Raw genomic sequence first — 16819 nt, 5'->3', positions numbered from 1 at the left:
TACTCCGCGCCCGCCCTATTCCGTGCCGGGTGCGAGTCCGGCGGTGGCCTCGGCCTCGGTGAGCTTGCCGAAGTCGAGTTTGACCAGTTGATCGGCGAGGTGGAAGTAGCGGTCGTCGTGGGTGATGACGATGACCGTCTTACCGCGCGCCTTCAACTCGGCCAGGATCTCGGTGTAGAACACATCGCGGAACTTGGGTTCCTGATCGGCGGCCCACTCGTCGAAGAGGTAGATCGCGCGATCCTCCAGCAGTGCGGTCAACAGCGCCAGCCGCTTTCGCTGTCCCTGGGACAGGTCGATGGTGGAGAGCTTGCCGTCCTGGACGGTCACCTTGTGCGCGATCTGCAATTCCTCGAGATAGTGCCGCACTTCGTCATCGATGCCGGGGCGGTCGAAGCCGAGGTAGTCGTCGAAGAGATGGAAATCGGTGAAGATGGCCGAGGCGTTCTGCCGGAACCACTCGATATTCTCGTGGTCGATGCGTTCGCCATTGAGGCTGACCGTGCCCGAACGCGGCACGTACAGCCCGGTGATCAGCTTGGCGAGCGTGGATTTGCCGCTGCCGTTACCGCCGACGATGAAGGTGATCTGACCGGGTTCGAAGGTGAGATCGATTGGACCCAAACGGAATCCGTCGCCTTCACCCACCTCCGGCATCGCCATGACGGGCACCGGCCGCGGATCGCGCTTACCGTGATCGACCCAACGATGACCGTTCACATCGGGTCCGGTGGGATGCGCTCCGCGCCGCGGCGGCGGAGGCCCGCCGGGACGATGCGCCCCCACGCCCCCGGGGTGACCACCCGGATGCGGCGGATGTCCACCGGGCGGACCGCCCGGACGTCCGCCGGGTGCCTCACCCGGAAGAGTCGGCGCGCCTTCGGGATTCGCCGCCTCCGGCCGTCCACCGGGATGCGGTCCGGTGCCCGGCGGTGGTCCACCCGGCCCCTCGTCCATCGGCGAACGCGCCTCGTACCGGTAGTTGTAGCTGACATTGGTCAGCTCCAGCCGCGCCTCGGTGGCCGCGGGCCGATCGCTGTACGGCAGCAGCGATTCATTGTGCGCGGTCTCCATCGAGAGGTTCATGCCGCGAATCTTGGCCAGCGCCACATCACCTCGCAGCAGATCCGGAATCCGGTGCATGAAGTTCTGCATCGGCATCGCCAGGAAGGTGGTGACCAGCACGTAGCCGACCATGACATCCTGGTGCACGCCAAGGGATTTGGCGACCACGAACAGGATCAGCGCCATGGTGGCGAGCTGCAAGCCCTGTCCCAGCCCCTGTCCGATGGAGAACCGCGATCCGGCCTCCACATTCTGATCCCGCAGTGCCCGAGCCGATCCCAGCAGATGCCGGTCCATGAAGTCCCTGCGCCGCCCGCGATGCAGCTTGAGTTCCTTGATGCCCAGCGTCACCGCCTGGAAGGAGCGCAGCAGTGCGTCATCGTTCTCGCGCGCCTCGCGGTACAGCACCCGCACCCGCTTGAGAAACAGTTCGACGGAGGAGATTCCGATAATGGTGCCGACCAGCGTGATGGCGAAGATCGGTCCCGAGAGCACCACCAGGAAGATGAAGCAGCCGATGATGGTCGCCACATCGACGGCGATGCTCGGAATCGCGGTGACCGCCTGTGACAGCGATCGAACGTCCTCGGTCAGCGTGGCCATGAGCCGGTGCATGCCGAGTCGTTCCAGATGCTCCAGCGGAGCCGAGACGATGCCCGAGCTCAGCTCCGCGCGGAGCCGGTAGATGGCGTCCTGTGCCAGCCGCACCAGCAGCACCTGGGAGAGCACGCCACTCACCAGGATCACCAGACCGGTGGCCGCGAAGGCCCATACGGTCACCTGCGGATGCGGTTCGGGTGATACGACCCCGCGGATCAGCGTCACCAGGTAGGTGTTGGCGGCGCCGCAGATCAGGCCGGCGGTGATGACGGCCGCGATCCGCATCCAGGAGATCGAGATGAGGAATCTGATGAGTTGCATGGCTTGCTCTCTGAAAGGTGCTGTGCGCGAGGATGATCAGCGGACGATGTCGAACAGGATGCCTTCGAGCGTCACGCCCGGCGCGAAGGAGAACGCGACGCCGGTGGAGAGCGGCTTGGGCGAATCCGCCTGGCGCGCCATCTCTTCCAGCACGAAGATCAGCGAGACGCTGAGCATATTGCCGTAGCGCGCCAGCACGTCCCAGCTCACCGCGGCCTGCTCGACCGGGATGCCGAGCGAGGCGGCGGACTGCTCGATGATCTTGGGTCCACCCGGGTGGATGGCCCACAGGTCGATATCGGACTTGTCGAGTCCATTGCGCCCCAGCACTTCCGAGACCACCGGATCGACCCCGCGCAGAATGTACTGCGGCAGGCTCTCGGCGAGTTCGCAGGTGATGCCGTTGTCATTGACGCCCAGCACGATGCCGTCCTCGGCGTCGTCGAACAGGTAGCTGAAGCTGTCCCGGATGACGATCTTGCCGGGGGCGAGCTGCTGATGCGGCTGACCCGCGCCGATCACCACCGCGCCGCAGCCGTCGCCGAACAGGCTGTGCGTGATGACGTCATTGATGTCATCGTCGAAAACCGCGTTCACCGAACTGATTTCGATGCAGATGACCATGGCCTTCTTATCCGGATGGGCCCGGACGTAGTCCACGGCGGTGCGCATACCGTTCATGGCGGCGGCGCAGCCCATGAAGTTCACCACCACGCGGCCGACGGCGGGGGACAGCCCCAGCTGCTTGACCACGGCGACATCGACTCCGGGAGCGATGAATCCGGTGCTGGTGACGAAGACCAGCAGCCCGATCTGCGCGGCCGGATCGTCCAGCCCGGCGACCGCGCGCCGTGCCACATCGACCGCCAGCGGTGCGGCGTGCTCGTAGAACAGATTCATCCGCTCGCGAATGGTGGCGGGCTTGGAGCTGAACGGCAGGAACTCCTCGTCCAGCGGATCGATCGCCAGGCGGCGGGTGTCGATCCGGGTCTTCTGGTAGATCCGCGGAATGCGGGCCTGCTGCGCCGGATCGCTGAACCGCTCGGCGACCCGCTGGGCCGCCTCGCCCTGATCGATCACCGGCAGCGGGGAACCCGTTGCGATGCTTTCGATTACGCCGACGGTGGTCGGCGGGGCGGGCGGCAGTGCGGTGTCGATCCGGCCGTACCCGTGCTCGCCACCCGAAAGCCGGGCGATCGATACGGGCGCGGTGCCCCCCTCGTTGAATGTGATAGTCACGAAATTACTCCCCTTCTTTCAGTGAAAATGTGGCGCGCGACGGTCAACGGAATCGGTTCAGACCGTGCCGATTCCGGTGAAGCCCTGGACGGTGTAGACCGCGCAGGTCTTCAGTGCCGACGGCGCGAAGTGTTCGCGGAAGAAACCCCAGTTGCGTTCCTTGGCGTCGTCCGAGCGGGAAAACAGATAGATCGCGACCTGCTTCGGGAAACGATCGGTGAAGAAGCTCTTGGCGGGCAGCCATTCGACCCCGAATTTGGCTGCCTCCTCCCGCAATACGTCCTCGGTGGCGATATTGGCGAAACCGCTGCGCTGATAAGGCAATACGTGATGCACCCGGTGCGAGCTGAGCCCGGCGGACAGGAAGCAGTCGATGTAGCGGTTGCCGATCACCTTGAGGTCGTAGGCCTGTTCGATCTGGTTGACGCCCCAGTCCTCGGTATTGGTCTCGATCTCCTCGACCTCTTCCTCGAAGTCGTGGCTGGCCACCACCAGGAAGGTGCTGATCCACAGTGAGATCACGAATTGCAGTGCCCAGGCCCAGAAGTCGCCCATCACGGTGAACAGGATGAGTTCGCCGAGCAGCAGGAAGCGCACGCCGAACGAGCCGATGAAGTGCGGTAGCGCCCCGCCCCAGGTGCCGTACATATCCTTGATGCCGACCTTGCGGGTCAGGCGGCATACGTCCAGCAGGCGGATGGTCATACCGGTGACGGTGTGCCCGAACTTGTGGATGGTGTGGATCGGCATCCGGTAGAGCCGGGGGATCCGCGTCATCATGGTGAAGACGTTCTTCTTGATGTCGACTTCACTCTGGGTGTGCGGGTGGTGCAGTAGTGCGTGCCCGTCCGCGGTGACGAAAGCCAGTGCGACGTAATTGAAGTCGAAGGCATTCGTATAGATCTTGTTCATGCCCTTCTGGGCGCGATGGATGGCGTAGTGCCCGAAACCGGCCAGCGAGCTGCGCAGCAGCACCATGGCGATGACGAACACCGGCAGCGGCATCCAGCTGCGCTCGAACAGGCGCAGACCCTGCACGGCGAAGTACGAAATGGCAAGTACCGCAACGACAATGTTGAACAGGGTGTCCATCCGCTTGATGCGGGCGGCCAGTTCCGGCTCCTTGAGCCGCTTCTTGACCTGATGCAGCAGGTCGTCCTTGTTGTCGAAGGCGTACTTGGGGGTGTCCCGCCAGCTGTCGAAGCCCTCGGTGAACAGGAAGTCCGGCGCGTTCGCCTTGGGATGGATATCCTCCGGCAGCGCAACACGATTGAGCGCGTACCGCTCGATCAGCTTGCCGATGCCTTCCGGATTCTTGTGGTACGAACCGATAATCGAGGTGATATCCCGGTTTTTCGTTCGCCCGATGAAGAACTCACCGCCCGGATGCTTGGAAATCCAGTCACTGAGGTCGTAGGCTTTACCGTTATAAACCCATACGTTCGATACCGGAGGGGGGCCATCGGGCGGAGGTTGACGGAGTTCCCGCTCCTCGATTTCTGGGCGGTCGTCGGTCGTCATCTCATTCCTCCATGTCTGATCGGCTGTCGGTTCGGCCGATCAGGTTCATCGCTGCCCCCGGAAAGCCATACGCACACACAGCGTTTGAGCGTTGTGTAGGTATCGTCTGTGCGGAGCCTTGCATTTCACTGAAAAACTTCTTAAGCGGTGTTTTCGTGGCGAAGCTTGCGTCGAGACGCGTCCGGTCCGGGACCGCGGACGGCAGTCATTGCCGCCGTTCCGCTTTCCCGGACCGGGTGGTGAGACTCGGTGGCCGAGTCGATGCCGGCTAGCTGCCCGGCTTGACGACGGTGACCGGCTTGCCCCAGTTGGACAGGGTCAGGCTGACATTGCCGCCGTCCTTGGTGACGATGGCGCGAACCAGGTTCGGGCCGGTGCCGGGCGATGCGGCGCTGGACGGCAGCGGGGTGGCCGAGGCGGTCGGCGGCGCGACGTCCGCGATCCACAGCGTGATGGGCAGGACGCCGGCGGCCTGGCCGATGCGCGGCACGACCGGATCGATGACCGCGGTGTCGATGGTGCCGGAGACCTTCACGGTGTTGACGCCGTTGATGGTTTCGCGGGATTCGACCTTCGGGTTCTTCACCTCGGCGATGACGTGCGCGAGGCCCTTGTCCTTGTCCAAGATGACGCCCGGATCGTAGATCTTCTCGGCGGGACCGACCGGTGCGTACTTGGTGCCGTCACCGGCGTACAGGGTCTTGTCCACGACCAGGAACTTGGTCTCGGTCCAGTTGGCGTCGCCCTCCTTGACCTTCACCTTGGCCTCGCCGACCGCCTGGCCGCTGCCCTGCGGCTGATTGGTGATATCGGCCTTGACGTAATCGACCGGCAGGTTCTCCAGGCCGGTGGCCTTGAGGTCCAGGTGCACGGACTGCAGCGTCTGGGTGGTGCGCGAGGATTCGGCGATGAGCTGACCGCCGTCGGGCAGCGGGCCGGTGGCGGGCGCGGCGGCCGAGGTGGTGGAGGAGCCGGAATCGGAAGAGGAGCAACCGGTTACGAGGGCGCCGAACAGGGCAGCCGCGGCGACCATGGCCGGAACAACCGCTCGTCGCCGCCGCGACCCGGAGATTTCTTGGGTAATCGAGTCAATCATGTACAACCCCCGAAGGTTCGTGACGGACAGCTGCCGCTGCCCGCGTCAGTATGCAGGACTTGATATGCGCAGCGCTCGATCGGGCGCTACATCCGGCATCCAACCAGCACCGCGTCCCGAGCGCCAAGGTTTTCCGTCCCGTAATCGGGAAACTGCTTCCGCGCGAAAAGGTTTGAGAGTGTTAACAGTAAATCCGCAAATTGTGCGCAAATTTTTCCGGACCGGTTTCATGTACCGATTCTGGGAGTTTCCTGGGACTCCAGGGTGTGTGCGCAACCCGGGGGTTACTGCCCCCGGCCGCATGCTTGCGGAGTGTATGCCCAGAGAGTAACCTGCGTCACAATCGAATTGAGACCGAAGCGTATCACTTTCATCGCATAGGGGATTCAGTGAAGCCGACAACCCCGCGAAACCATTGGGGCACAGGGCTGCTCGCGGCCGCACTGCTGGCGCTCGCCGCCGCCGCCACGCCCGCGCCCGCGACCGCGGCACCGGCCGACGGTGGCGCAACGTATGTGGCACTGGGGGATTCGGGCGCGGCGACCACCGGGGTGCAGGACTTCGACACGAGCGCACCACTGCAATGTGCGCGATCCACCGCGAACACTCCGAAACTGGTCGCCCTGGAGTTGGGGCTGAGGCTGGACGACCGCACCTGCAGTTCCGCGAAGATCCCGCATCTGACGACCTCGCAGGGTCCGGGCATCGCACCGCAGTTCGACGGCCTCGGGCCGAATACGACACTGGTGACAGTTCATATCGGCGCGAACGACGCCCAGATGACCAAGTACATCCTGACCTGTCATCTGGCCGGGCTGAAGCCGTGCGCCGATCCGGCCTGGGATGCCGATATCGACGGTATCGCGAGCGCGTATTCGACCGCGCTGCACCAGATTTCGGTCCTCGCGCCGAATGCGAAGATCTACGTCGACGGCTGGCCCACCTATGTCCGCCCCGGCGGCTGCGCGGACCTGATCGGCCTGCGCCCCGAGGACGCGGTTCATATCCAGGCCGCGTTCGACCGTCTCAATGCCGTCGTTTCTCGTGCGGCCACAGCGGCCGGTGCCGTCTATATAGACACCCAGCCCGAGTCGATCGGCCACGATATGTGCGCCCCCGCCGGGGTGCGCTGGTTCGAGCCGCTGCTCGCGACCCAGACCCTGGTGCCTTATCACCCCACGCTGGAGGGAATGCGCGGCGTCGCCGACATCATCGTGCGCGCGGTACGTGCCAACCAGGGTTGACGCGGATCAGCGGATCAGTAGACCGGGCCGGTGTACTTCTCGCCCGGGCCCGCGCCCGGTGCGTCCGGATGCGCCGACGCCTCGCGGAACGCGCGCTGCAACGACTGCAGGCCATCGCGAATCGGTCCGGCGTGCGGGCCGAGGTATTCCACCGACGCGGTGACCAGACCGGCGAGTGCGGTGATGACCCGCCGCGCCTCGTCCAGATCCAGGTGCGGGCTGGTCGAGGGATCGGCCTCGCCCAGGCCGAGCTTCTCGGCGGCCGAACTCATCAGCATGACGGCGGCGCGGCTGATGACCTCCACCGCCGGGATATCGGCCAGCTCGCGCACGACCTCACCGTCGATGAGGGCCGACTCCTGTTCGTGTAGTGCCTCGCTCATGCCCTAGATCTTGGCATCGACCGGGTTGCCGCTGGTCCAGGGGGCGGCCGATTCGGAGCTACGGCGATGGGCTGTTAGACTCTTCTGCGACGACCGCCCCGGTGCGTCGCATGCTGTCAATCTTCATGTAACTACCCGGGGCATCAAGTGGAGCCCGACTCCCACCGTCCGCCGATCTTCGAATCGGGCTAGCGGTTCCGGTCGCCCATCCTTTTCCGGATGGGTATCTGTATGGGTTCGCCCTGTACAGGTGCGATGCGAGTTGTTTGCGTCGTGGATCGGTCGACTCGGGCCCCGTGTTGGAGAAATACCAACCCGGGGCTTTCGTGTTGAAATTGGGGTTGCAGTTATTGCTTGCGGTCGTTGACGAACCGCTTGACCTAGGAGGCCCCATCAGCACTGAGACTCGCATCAACGATCGCATCCGCGTACCCGAGGTCCGCCTCATCGGACCGGGTGGTGAGCAGGTCGGGATCGTGCGTGTTGAAGATGCACTACGCGTCGCCATGGAGGCTGACCTCGACCTGGTCGAGGTCGCACCGGACGCGCGTCCGCCGGTATGCAAGATCATGGACTACGGCAAGTTCAAGTACGAGACCGCGCAGAAGGCGCGTGAATCTCGGAAGAACCAGGTCCAGACCGTGATCAAGGAGCAGAAGCTCCGCCCGAAGATCGACGACCACGACTACGAGACCAAGAAGCGCAACGTCGTTCGCTTCCTCGAAGCCGGCTCGAAGGTCAAAGTCACGATCATGTTCCGCGGTCGTGAGCAGTCGCGCCCCGAACTCGGGTTCCGGCTGTTGCAGCGATTGGCCTCCGACGTCGCCGATCTCGGTTTCGTCGAAACTTCGGCCAAGCAGGACGGCCGAAACATGACCATGGTCCTCGCACCCCACAAGGGCGCGAAGACGCGGGTGAAGGCGCAGAACGAAGCCAGCTCGGCGCCGCAGCGCAGCAGTGCGCCCGCGGCCGCGGCTCCGGCTGAGGCTCCGGCCACCGAGGTTGCGGCGGCTCCGGCCGAAGCGCCGGGTGCCGAGGCTTCGGCGGCCACCCCGCAGCAGTAATAACGATCAGGCTCCGGCGGCGCGCTTCGGCGCGCCCTCGGGACGAGACAGATTAGAGGAATCCATGCCGAAGATGAAGAAGCACAGCGGTGCCTCGAAGCGATTCAAGGTGACCGGCAGTGGCAAGCTCCGTCGTGAGCAGGCCAACCGCCGCCACCTGCTCGAGCACAAGTCCTCTCGCCGGACCCGCCGTCTGGAAGGCACGGAGGCCGTCGCCACGGTTGACGTTCCCCGCATCAAGAAGCTGCTCGGTCTCTAAGACTCGCACAGCAACTCGCGTTCTCGAACGCCGACCCCGACCCACTCCGGGCGCGACCGCAGCGCCCGCCGAATCGATCAAGGACTGACAAGTGGCACGCGTCAAAAGGGCCGTAAACGCTCAGAAGAAGCGCCGTTCCGTACTCGAGGCCTCCAAGGGCTACCGCGGCCAGCGCTCGCGGCTGTACCGCAAGGCCAAGGAGCAGCAGCTCCACTCGCTGACCTACGCGTACCGCGACCGCCGCGCGCGCAAGGGTGACTTCCGCAAGCTGTGGATCGCTCGTATCAACGCCGCCGCGCGTCTGAACGACATCACCTACAACCGCTTCATCCAGGGCCTCAAGGCCGCGGGTGTCGAGGTCGACCGCAAGATCCTGGCCGAGCTGGCCGTCTCCGACGCCGAGGCCTTCGCCGGTCTCGTGGCCGTCGCCAAGGCTGCCCTGCCTGCCGACGTCAACGCCCCGGCTGCCTAAGCCCTGCGTGACGACACAGCAGAATTCGGAACGACCCGTGGAAGCGCTCTCCGAGCGCAACCCGCGGGTCGTTTCGGCCGTTAAGCTGCACCGCGCGCCGGTGCGCCGCAAGTCCGGGCTCTTCCTCGCCGAGGGCGCGAATTCGGTTGAGGCGGCCCTGGATACGGATCGGGTGGAAGAGCTCTTCTATTCGCTCAAGGCTGCCAGCCGCGAAACCGAATTGGTCGCCGGTGCCGCCGCGAACGGCGTGCGCACCACACTGGTCAGCGATCGCGCCGCGGAAGCGCTGGGGGAGACCGTGACTCCGCCCGGACTGGTCGCGGTCTGCCGTCAGGTCGATGTGCCGGTGACCGAGGTGCTGCGTGCCGCGCCGAGCCTGCTCGCCGTGCCCGTCGGCATGGCCGATCCCGGCAATGCGGGCACCCTCATTCGAGTCGCCGATGCGGTGGGCGCGAATGGCGTTGTGCTGGCCGGTGATTCGGTGGATCCGCACAATGGCAAATGCGTGCGCGCCGGAGCGGGCAGCCTGTTCCATCTGCCGATCGCGCGGCAGCGCGATACCGAGAAGGTGCTGTCCGCCTTGGAAGCCGCGGGCATCACCATCCTGGCCACCACCGCCAAGGGTGAGGTCGACCTCGATGAGGCCGATGACATCCTGCGCGGCCCGGTCGCCTGGCTCTTCGGCAATGAGGCGCACGGACTGGACCGGGAGATCGCCGAGCGCGCGACCCATCGCGTCCGCATTCCCATCCACGGCCGCGCCGAAAGCCTGAATCTGGCTGCGGCGGCGTCGATCTGCCTCTACGCCAGCGCGCGCGTGCAGTACGCCGCCCGGCGCTGATCGATTTCCGATCGCGGGATCGTCCGGTTCGGGCGGTCCCGCGATTCGGTGTGCTGGGTGATAGCCCTTAATGTTGTCCGGTGACTTCGCCCAGTACTCTGCGCTCCGGTGCGCTTTCCCTGGCATCCAGTGTGGTGATCGGGGTGGCCTCGGCCGGACCCGCGTACAGCATTACCGCCACGCTCGGCCTCGTGGTCGCGGCGGTCGGACTGCAATCGCCGATCATTGTGGTGCTGGCGTTCATTCCCATGCTGCTGGTGGCCATCGGGTACCGGGATCTCAATGCGGTGGAACCGGATCCGGGGACCACGTTCGTGTGGGCCACGCGCGCGTTCGGGCCGTTCACCGGATGGATGTCCGGGTGGGCGATCGTGGTGTCGGATCTGCTGGTGATGGCGAGCCTGGCGCAGATCAGTTCGCAGTACACCTTCCATCTGTTCGGGGCGCACGGCATCGGCGCGGATGCGACCAATCCCTGGGTGCTGTTGCTGGGAATTGTCTATCTCGTGGTCATGACCGCGATCGCGGTATACGGGATCGATGTGTCCGCGCGGCTGCAATCCTGGCTGCTGACGGTCGAATTCGGGATGCTGGTCGTGTTCTCGGTGGTGGCGCTGGTGCGTGTCGGGATCGGCAATGCCCCGGAGGGGGCGCATATGCCGGAGTGGTCCTGGTTCAACCCGTTCGAGATCGGGTCGTTCTCGGACTTCGTCACCGCCATGCTGCTGATGGTCTTCATCTACTGGGGCTGGGATTCGGCGGTCGCGGTGAATCAGGAGACCGTCGATCCGCGGCATACGCCGGGCCGGGCGGCGGTGCTGTCCACCGTCACGCTGGTCGCGCTGTATCTGCTGGTGACCGTTGCCGGGCAGGCGTTCGTCGGCGCGGGCACCGAGGGGCTCGGACTCGCCAATCCCGATCACGTCGACGATGTGCTGGGCGCGCTGGGCAATGCGGTGTTCGGCGCGGGGCCGGTGGGTTCGGTGCTGGTGCATCTGCTGTTCCTGATGGTGCTCACCTCGGCGGCGGCGTCCACGCAGACCACGATTCTGCCGACCGCGCGCGCCACCTATTCGATGGCGCTGCATCACGCGCTGCCCGCCGCGTTCGGGCGGATTCATCCGCGCTTCCGGACGCCGGTGTTCTCCACGATCGTGTTCGGCGCGGTATCGGTGGTGCTGTACGTGGGCCTGAATTTCGCCTCGGGCGGGCGGCTCATCGCGGAGGCGGTGACGGCGATCGGTATTTCGATCGGGCTGTACTACGGGCTCACCGGCCTCAGTTGCGCCTGGCTGTATCGCGACCGGTTCGCTTCCAGCCCAAGGGATTTCGTCATGAAGGGGGTGCTGCCCGCACTGGGCGGCTTCGCCCTGTTGTTCGCGGCCGGATGGACGGCGGTGACCTCGTGGTTCAGCGCGATCTTCGTACTGGGCGTCGGCACGCTGCTGCTCGGCATTCCCATCTACCTGGTGCTGGCGCGCATGATGCCGCCGTTCTTCCGGGGTGAGGTGCTGGCGCGGCAGCTGCCCGAGCCGACCGAACAGATCATCGAGGCCGACGCGCCCGCCGCCGAGGCGGAATCGCCCACGCACGGCTGAGGTAGATCGCTACAGTTCCTCGGCCTCGAAACAGGTGAGAATCTCGGTGGCCCAGGGGGTTTCGATCGCCTCCGGGCCGACCACCTGCATGGCCGCCATATCGGTGAGCAGCATGCCGGTGGCGATGAATCCGCCGGCCTCGCTCGCCGACGCGCCGGTCAGATCGCGGACCAGCTGGTAGATCTCGCCGAACCGTTCGCGCATGACCGGGCCGATCGCCGGATCATTGCTCGCGGAGAAGCCGTGCAGCATGACGCGCGGTAGATCGCGCTCGGTGAGCAGGACCTTGTAGGCGTCGCCGAGATTCTCCAGCGCTTCCCGGGTGGTCGCCTCCGGCGGGGTCTGTTCGGCCGCGGCCCGGAACAGTTCCTCGATGCGATCGCAGACCTGGCGCAGCGCGGCCAGGAAGAGCTGCTGTTTGGTGCCGAAGAGCCGGATGACATAGGGCTGCGATACCCCGGCGCGGCGCGCGATCTCATCGGTTTTGGTTGCGGCATAACCGGATTCGGCGAAGGCGGTGACGGCGGCCGCGAGTACCTGCTCGCCGCGCTCGCTGGCGGTCATGCGTGTTCTCGCCATGGCTGTGAGCCTCCTCGTCAGTGGCGGGCCGGATGCACCATTGACATGTTATCAGTCGATGCATACTCTCTAGTTATCAGTCGATTACAACTAGGGAACCGGATATGACTGAAGTACTCGAAACACCCGCTGCGCAGCCGGTTTCCGGTGTGCGCACGCCGCCGCTGGCCGCCGTGCTGGCCGCCGTCGGCATCCCGATGTTCATGGTGGTGCTGGACAATCTGGTCGTGACCAACGCGCTGCCGGTCATTCGCACCGAACTCAACGCCTCGCTGAGTGATCTGCAGTGGTTCATCAACGCCTACACACTGTCGTTCGCCTCGCTCCTGCTCACCGCCTCCGCGCTCGGTGATCGGCTCGGCCGTCGGCGGCTTTTCCTGATCGGCATCGCCCTGTTCACCGCCGCGTCGGCGGCGTGCGCGATGGCCACCGAGCCATGGATGTTGATCCTGTTCCGCGCGATTCAGGGCTTCGGCGGGGCCGCCGTCATGCCGCTGTCGCTGACACTGCTCTCCGCGCATGTACCGGAGAAGATGCGCAGTGCCGCCATCGGCATCTGGGGTGGTATCACCGGTCTCGGTGTGGCGCTGGGCCCGGTGGTCGGTGGCGCGGTCGTGGACGGCCTGAGCTGGCAGTGGATCTTCTGGTTGAACGTGCCCATCGGAATTCTCGCGCTGCCGTTCGTTGCTCGGGTGCTGAGCGAATCCTTCGGCAGCGCAAGGCGTTTGGATGTGGTCGGGCTGCTGCTGTCGGCCGGTGGCGTGCTGGCGGTGGTGTGGGGCGTCATTCACGGTGCGGATGACGGCTGGACCTCCACCCCGGTGCTGAGCGGTCTGCTCGGCGGTGCCGCGTTGCTGGCGGCGTTCGTGGTGTGGGAATTGCGGGTCGCCGAGCCGATGCTGCCGCTGCGCCTGTTCCGCTCCCGCGGTTTCAGCGCGATCAACACCGTCAATTTCGCGTTCTCGCTCGGCGTCTTCGGCTCGATCTTCCTGCTGTCGCAGTACTTCCAGGTCGTGCAGGGCTATACGCCGCTGGAATCCGGTATCCGCACCATGCCGTGGACCATGGCTCCGATGGTGGTGGCTCCGATCGCGGGTCTGCTCGTGGACAAGGTCGGGCCGCGCGTGCTGGTCGTGGTGGGTCAGGTCTTCCTGGCGGCGGCCCTCGGCTGGATGGCGCTGATCGCCGAGGTCGACGTCTCCTACAGCTCATTCGTGCTGCCGTTCATCCTCGGCGGCGTCGGCATGGGCCTGACCTTCGCACCGGCGTCCACGGTCGTCATGGCCAGCGCATCCGAGGAGGATCGCGGTATGGCCTCGGGCACCAGCTCGACCGTGCGTGAGGTCGGCGTCGCCATGGGTGTCGCGGTACTCGCCTCGGTCTTCGCCTCCCGGGGCGGCTACGGCACCCCGCAAACCTACGTCGACGGTCTGGCTCCCGCCGTGGCGGTCGGCGCGGCCATCGTCGCGGTCGGTGCGCTCATCGCCACCCTGATCCCCGGCCGCAAGGCCATCGCCGCCGAACTCGGTGACGGCGCAACCGAACTCGTGCACTGATCCGGTAGCCGGCCGAGCTTGCGGTAGCCGTTCCCATATCGCGATTCACCCCTTCCGATCCGTTATCGGAAGGGGTGAACTCATGTCCGGTCCGTCCCGTAACCAGGGTGAAGGATTGGAGCGCTCATGAATCAGGCTGCCGCGGCACGGCTTTACCTCAGAATCTTCCTGCTCACCGGCATCCCGTTCGGTGTGCTGATCGGCCTGTACGACTCGATCAGCTTCGCCCGCAACACCTCCGCCGTGCTGGGCGGCCTGATCGCCGGTGTGATCTTCGGTGCGCTGATAGCCGCCTTCGCAGGCACCCGCCAACTACGCGCCGCCCGCGGCGCCGTATACACCGACGCCGCGAACCCGGGCCTGTCCCAGCATGCCCGCATCCACCTGCCGCGCCCACCCCAGCAGTCCTACGCCTTGGCCCAACAGGTCCTGCGCACCCTTCCGGCGCGCATCGCCACCGAGGACGCCACCACCGGCCGAATCACCGCCCAAACCCCCATGTCCTGGCAGACCTTCGGCGAAACCCTCACCATCACAGTCGAATCCGACACCCCCGACACCTCGTCGGTCCTGATCGAAAGCCGTCCACGCGTCCGCTTCACCGCCGTCGACTACGGCACCGGCCGCGCCCACGTCGAACGCATCGCCGCCACCCTCACCGATCTCGCCGCGCGCGGGCGCGCTCGACCTCGTTGATGTGTTGTTCGGTCCAGTTGCGTAGGGCCGCAATGGGTTCGGCGAGGCTGCGGCCGAGGTCGGTGAGTTCGTAGTCGACTCGGGGTGGGATGGTGGGTTCGACCGTGCGGATGAGGAATCCGTCGGTTTCCAGGCTGCGCAGGGTTTGGGTGAGCATTTTCTGGGAGACGCCGCCGATGCGGCGGGAGAGTTCGGTGTAGCGCATGGGGCCCTGCTCGTGCAGGGCGTCGATGATCAGGATGGTCCATTTGCCCGCGATGTGGTCCAGGACCTGGCGGGTGGGGCATTTGGCGGAGTAGACGTCGGCGGGCAAGCCGGAGGATTCCACGAGCATCATCACCTGTAGGAGAGTAGCGCACTAATTAGTGCCTACTTCCCGAATGATTGTCACTCTCCGATAGTTAGTGGCATGAACACGATCTCAGTCGCCCAAGCCATTCGCACCCGCCGCACCGTCCGGCATTACCGGCCCGATCCGGTCGCTCCCGCCGATCTGGACACCCTGCTCGAACTCGCCATGGAAGCGCCGACCAGCTGGAATCTGCAGGATCGGTCCATCGTGGTGATCACCGATACCGCCGGGCGTGAGGGCCTGACCTGGGCCACCGGTGGTCAGCCGCAGCCGCAGGAAGCTCCGGTGCTGCTCGTCTTTGTCGCGGAAACCCAAGCGTGGCAAAAGGATCGGTCCGATGTCTATGAACTGGCCCGTAGCAATGGCGCGTGGAACGAGGAGTTCATCACCGGATTCGCCGCCGCCTCGCAGGAATTCCAGCAGGGGCTGGCCGAGCGCGGACTGCTGCGCGAGTACGCGGTGAAGGACGCCATGATCGCCGCGAGCTTCGTCATGCTGGCCGCCACCGAGCTGGGTCTGGCCACCTCGCCCATGAACGGCTGGGATGAGGACAGGGTGAAGAAGGTCATCGGCATCGAGGATCGCCCGGACCTGTCGATCGCCCTGTTGATGTCCGTCGGCTATGCCGCCGAGGATCGGATTCACCCGGGTCGCCGGAGCGTGAGCCATACGGTTTTCCGCGAAACCTATCCCGCCGCGTGAGGCCCGATGGTGGCGCGCACCACGCCGACGCGGTGCGCGCTGCCTGCGGGAAAACCGGGTGAACCGGGCTGAGTACAAGCCTTACGATTCGACCAGCAAGAATAGGGGAGAAGATCCGCCCTACCCAGACCAGCCAGGGGAGAGACGAAGCATCGTGGCCGACGATATCGACCGTGCCGAGCAGACCGCGGCGCTGACCGAGGAATCCCTCGGCGCCGCTGCCGAAGCCGCCGAAAAGGCCTTCGCCGCTGCCGCCGATCTGGAAGCCCTGGCGAGCGCGAAGACCGAGTTCATGGGCGGTAAATCGCCGATCTCGCTGGCGCAGCGCTCCCTCGGCACCCTGCCCAAGGAGGAGAAGGCCGAGGCCGGTAAGCGCGTGAACGTGGCGCGCCAGCGGGTCACCGCCGCCTTCGAGGCCCGCAACGCCCAGCTGCTCGCCGAGCGCGATGCCGCGGTGCTGGTGGCCGAGGCCATCGATGTCACCGTGACCGCGCGTCGGGCCGCGGTCGGCGCGCGGCATCCCATCAACGCGCTGTCCGAGCGCGTCGGCGATGTGTTCGTCGCCATGGGCTGGGAGATCGCCGAGGGTCCCGAGGTCGAGACCGAGCATTTCAATTTCGATGCCCTGAACTTCCTGCCGGATCATCCGGCGCGCACCATGCAGGACACCTTCCATATCGCGCCGGAGGGTTCGCGGCAGGTGCTGCGCACGCACACCTCGCCGGTTCAGGTGCGCTCCATGCTTTCTCGTGAGCTGCCCATCTATGTGGTGTGCCCGGGTCGCACGTTCCGCACCGATGAGCTCGATGCCACGCACACCCCGGTGTTCTCGCAGGTGGAGGGTCTGGCCATCGATAAGGGCCTGACCATGGCGCATCTGAAGGGCACGCTGGATCATTTCGCGAAGGCGCTGTTCGGCCCGAACACCACCACGCGCATGCGGCCGAGCTTCTTCCCCTTCACCGAACCGTCGGCCGAGGTCGATGTGTGGTTCGAGGACAAGAAGGGCGGGCCGGGCTGGGTCGAGTGGGGCGGCTGCGGCATGGTCAATCCGAAGGTGCTGATCGCCAGCGGTATCGACCCCGAGGTGTACAGCGGTTTCGCCTTCGGCATGGGGCTGGAGCGGACCTTGCAGTTCCGCAATGGCCTGCCCGATATGCGCGACATCGTCGAGGGTGACGTGCGTTTCACGCTGCCCTTCGGCATCCAAGCCTGACCCCGACCCTCTTAA

At 65.5% G+C, this 16819-nt stretch carries 17 protein-coding genes; 10 read left to right on the top strand and 7 right to left on the bottom strand.

Features of this window, described 5'->3' with window-relative positions:
• Positions 1–15 precede the first annotated feature (15 nt).
• The 4 genes from ACFC4D_RS18935 to ACFC4D_RS18920 all read right to left on the bottom strand — a co-directional run bounded on the left by ACFC4D_RS18935 (position 16) and on the right by ACFC4D_RS18920 (position 5839).
• Positions 16–1986: an ATP-binding cassette domain-containing protein gene (locus tag ACFC4D_RS18935; protein ID WP_376065002.1), complete on the bottom strand. Its 1971-nt coding sequence runs from the start codon at positions 1984–1986 to the stop codon at positions 16–18.
• A gap of 36 nt (positions 1987–2022) precedes the next feature.
• Positions 2023–3183: a 3-oxoacyl-[acyl-carrier-protein] synthase III C-terminal domain-containing protein gene (locus ACFC4D_RS18930; protein WP_364644183.1), complete on the bottom strand. Its 1161-nt coding sequence runs from the start codon at positions 3181–3183 to the stop codon at positions 2023–2025.
• Between the two features lie 99 nt (positions 3184–3282).
• Complete coding sequence (locus ACFC4D_RS18925) at positions 3283–4746, bottom strand: fatty acid desaturase (protein ID WP_364643189.1); 1464 nt, start codon at positions 4744–4746, stop codon at positions 3283–3285.
• 268 nt (positions 4747–5014) lie between these two features.
• On the bottom strand, positions 5015–5839 hold the full coding sequence (locus tag ACFC4D_RS18920; RefSeq protein ID WP_375968234.1) for an LppX_LprAFG lipoprotein: 825 nt from the start codon (positions 5837–5839) through the stop codon (positions 5015–5017).
• 392 nt (positions 5840–6231) lie between these two features.
• On the opposite strand from ACFC4D_RS18920, the gene ACFC4D_RS18915 reads away from it, so the two are divergent.
• Positions 6232–7086, top strand: coding sequence for an SGNH/GDSL hydrolase family protein (locus ACFC4D_RS18915; RefSeq protein WP_376065000.1), 855 nt, complete (start codon positions 6232–6234; stop codon positions 7084–7086).
• 14 nt (positions 7087–7100) lie between these two features.
• On the opposite strand, the gene ACFC4D_RS18910 is transcribed toward ACFC4D_RS18915, so the two are convergent.
• Positions 7101–7469 (bottom strand): DUF1844 domain-containing protein, encoded by a 369-nt coding sequence (locus ACFC4D_RS18910; RefSeq protein ID WP_364643183.1) that lies wholly within the window; start codon positions 7467–7469, stop codon positions 7101–7103.
• A 341-nt stretch (positions 7470–7810) separates the two neighbouring features.
• Between ACFC4D_RS18910 and infC the strand changes: the two genes are divergently transcribed.
• The 5 genes from infC to ACFC4D_RS18885 all read left to right on the top strand — a co-directional run bounded on the left by infC (position 7811) and on the right by ACFC4D_RS18885 (position 11703).
• Positions 7811–8533: a translation initiation factor IF-3 gene (gene infC / locus ACFC4D_RS18905; protein ID WP_364644180.1), complete on the top strand. Its 723-nt coding sequence runs from the start codon at positions 7811–7813 to the stop codon at positions 8531–8533.
• A 64-nt stretch (positions 8534–8597) separates the two neighbouring features.
• Positions 8598–8792, top strand: coding sequence for a 50S ribosomal protein L35 (gene rpmI, locus ACFC4D_RS18900; RefSeq protein WP_330181812.1), 195 nt, complete (start codon positions 8598–8600; stop codon positions 8790–8792).
• Positions 8793–8883: 91 nt separating this feature from the next.
• Positions 8884–9264: a 50S ribosomal protein L20 gene (gene rplT, locus ACFC4D_RS18895; protein WP_043650578.1), complete on the top strand. Its 381-nt coding sequence runs from the start codon at positions 8884–8886 to the stop codon at positions 9262–9264.
• Positions 9265–9301: 37 nt separating this feature from the next.
• Positions 9302–10105 carry a TrmH family RNA methyltransferase gene (locus ACFC4D_RS18890; protein ID WP_376064998.1) on the top strand — a complete coding sequence of 268 codons (804 nt, stop codon included), beginning with the start codon at positions 9302–9304 and terminating at the stop codon, positions 10103–10105.
• An 80-nt stretch (positions 10106–10185) separates the two neighbouring features.
• Positions 10186–11703 carry an APC family permease gene (locus ACFC4D_RS18885; protein WP_376064995.1) on the top strand — a complete coding sequence of 506 codons (1518 nt, stop codon included), beginning with the start codon at positions 10186–10188 and terminating at the stop codon, positions 11701–11703.
• A 9-nt stretch (positions 11704–11712) separates the two neighbouring features.
• Here ACFC4D_RS18885 and ACFC4D_RS18880 read toward each other — a convergent pair whose 3' ends face one another.
• Entirely contained in the window at positions 11713–12282 is a 570-nt protein-coding gene (locus tag ACFC4D_RS18880; protein WP_375967923.1) for a TetR/AcrR family transcriptional regulator, read from the bottom strand.
• Between the two features lie 104 nt (positions 12283–12386).
• Between ACFC4D_RS18880 and ACFC4D_RS18875 the strand changes: the two genes are divergently transcribed.
• The gene (locus ACFC4D_RS18875; RefSeq protein ID WP_376064994.1) at positions 12387–13838 is read left to right on the top strand and encodes an MFS transporter; all 1452 of its coding nucleotides are present in this window, start codon (positions 12387–12389) and stop codon (positions 13836–13838) included.
• Positions 13839–13964: 126 nt separating this feature from the next.
• Complete coding sequence (locus tag ACFC4D_RS18870) at positions 13965–14534, top strand: hypothetical protein (protein WP_376064991.1); 570 nt, start codon at positions 13965–13967, stop codon at positions 14532–14534.
• Here the strand turns inward: ACFC4D_RS18870 and ACFC4D_RS18865 are convergent.
• Complete coding sequence (locus tag ACFC4D_RS18865; RefSeq protein WP_376065537.1) at positions 14494–14871, bottom strand: winged helix-turn-helix transcriptional regulator; 378 nt, start codon at positions 14869–14871, stop codon at positions 14494–14496. The two genes, ACFC4D_RS18870 and ACFC4D_RS18865, sit on opposite strands and share 41 nt — an antisense overlap.
• A gap of 72 nt (positions 14872–14943) precedes the next feature.
• Between ACFC4D_RS18865 and ACFC4D_RS18860 the strand changes: the two genes are divergently transcribed.
• Both ACFC4D_RS18860 and pheS read left to right on the top strand, forming a co-directional pair.
• Positions 14944–15588: a nitroreductase family protein gene (locus ACFC4D_RS18860; RefSeq protein WP_376064989.1), complete on the top strand. Its 645-nt coding sequence runs from the start codon at positions 14944–14946 to the stop codon at positions 15586–15588.
• Between the two features lie 151 nt (positions 15589–15739).
• Positions 15740–16804: a phenylalanine--tRNA ligase subunit alpha gene (pheS, locus tag ACFC4D_RS18855; protein ID WP_375968232.1), complete on the top strand. Its 1065-nt coding sequence runs from the start codon at positions 15740–15742 to the stop codon at positions 16802–16804.
• Positions 16805–16819: the final 15 nt, after the last annotated feature.

It is taken from the genome of Nocardia sp. NPDC056000 (assembly GCF_042269265.1).
Lineage (GTDB): Bacteria > Actinomycetota > Actinomycetes > Mycobacteriales > Mycobacteriaceae > Nocardia.
This window is presented reverse-complemented; position numbering and strand designations above follow the sequence as displayed.

Bases quoted from the DNA above. Each gene is read 5' to 3' on its own strand.
- ACFC4D_RS18935 (WP_376065002.1), bottom strand. From the start codon at position 1,986: ATGCAACTCATCAGATTCCTCATCTCGATCTCCTGGATGCGGATCGCG.
- ACFC4D_RS18925 (WP_364643189.1), bottom strand. From the start codon at position 4,746: ATGACGACCGACGACCGCCCAGAAATCGAGGAGCGGGAACTCCGTCAA.
- ACFC4D_RS18910 (WP_364643183.1), bottom strand. From the start codon at position 7,469: ATGAGCGAGGCACTACACGAACAGGAGTCGGCCCTCATCGACGGTGAG.
- rpmI (WP_330181812.1), top strand. From the start codon at position 8,598: ATGCCGAAGATGAAGAAGCACAGCGGTGCCTCGAAGCGATTCAAGGTG.
- ACFC4D_RS18880 (WP_375967923.1), bottom strand. From the start codon at position 12,282: ATGGCGAGAACACGCATGACCGCCAGCGAGCGCGGCGAGCAGGTACTC.
- ACFC4D_RS18875 (WP_376064994.1), top strand. From the start codon at position 12,387: ATGACTGAAGTACTCGAAACACCCGCTGCGCAGCCGGTTTCCGGTGTG.
- ACFC4D_RS18870 (WP_376064991.1), top strand. From the start codon at position 13,965: ATGAATCAGGCTGCCGCGGCACGGCTTTACCTCAGAATCTTCCTGCTC.
- ACFC4D_RS18865 (WP_376065537.1), bottom strand. From the start codon at position 14,871: ATGATGCTCGTGGAATCCTCCGGCTTGCCCGCCGACGTCTACTCCGCC.
- ACFC4D_RS18860 (WP_376064989.1), top strand. From the start codon at position 14,944: ATGAACACGATCTCAGTCGCCCAAGCCATTCGCACCCGCCGCACCGTC.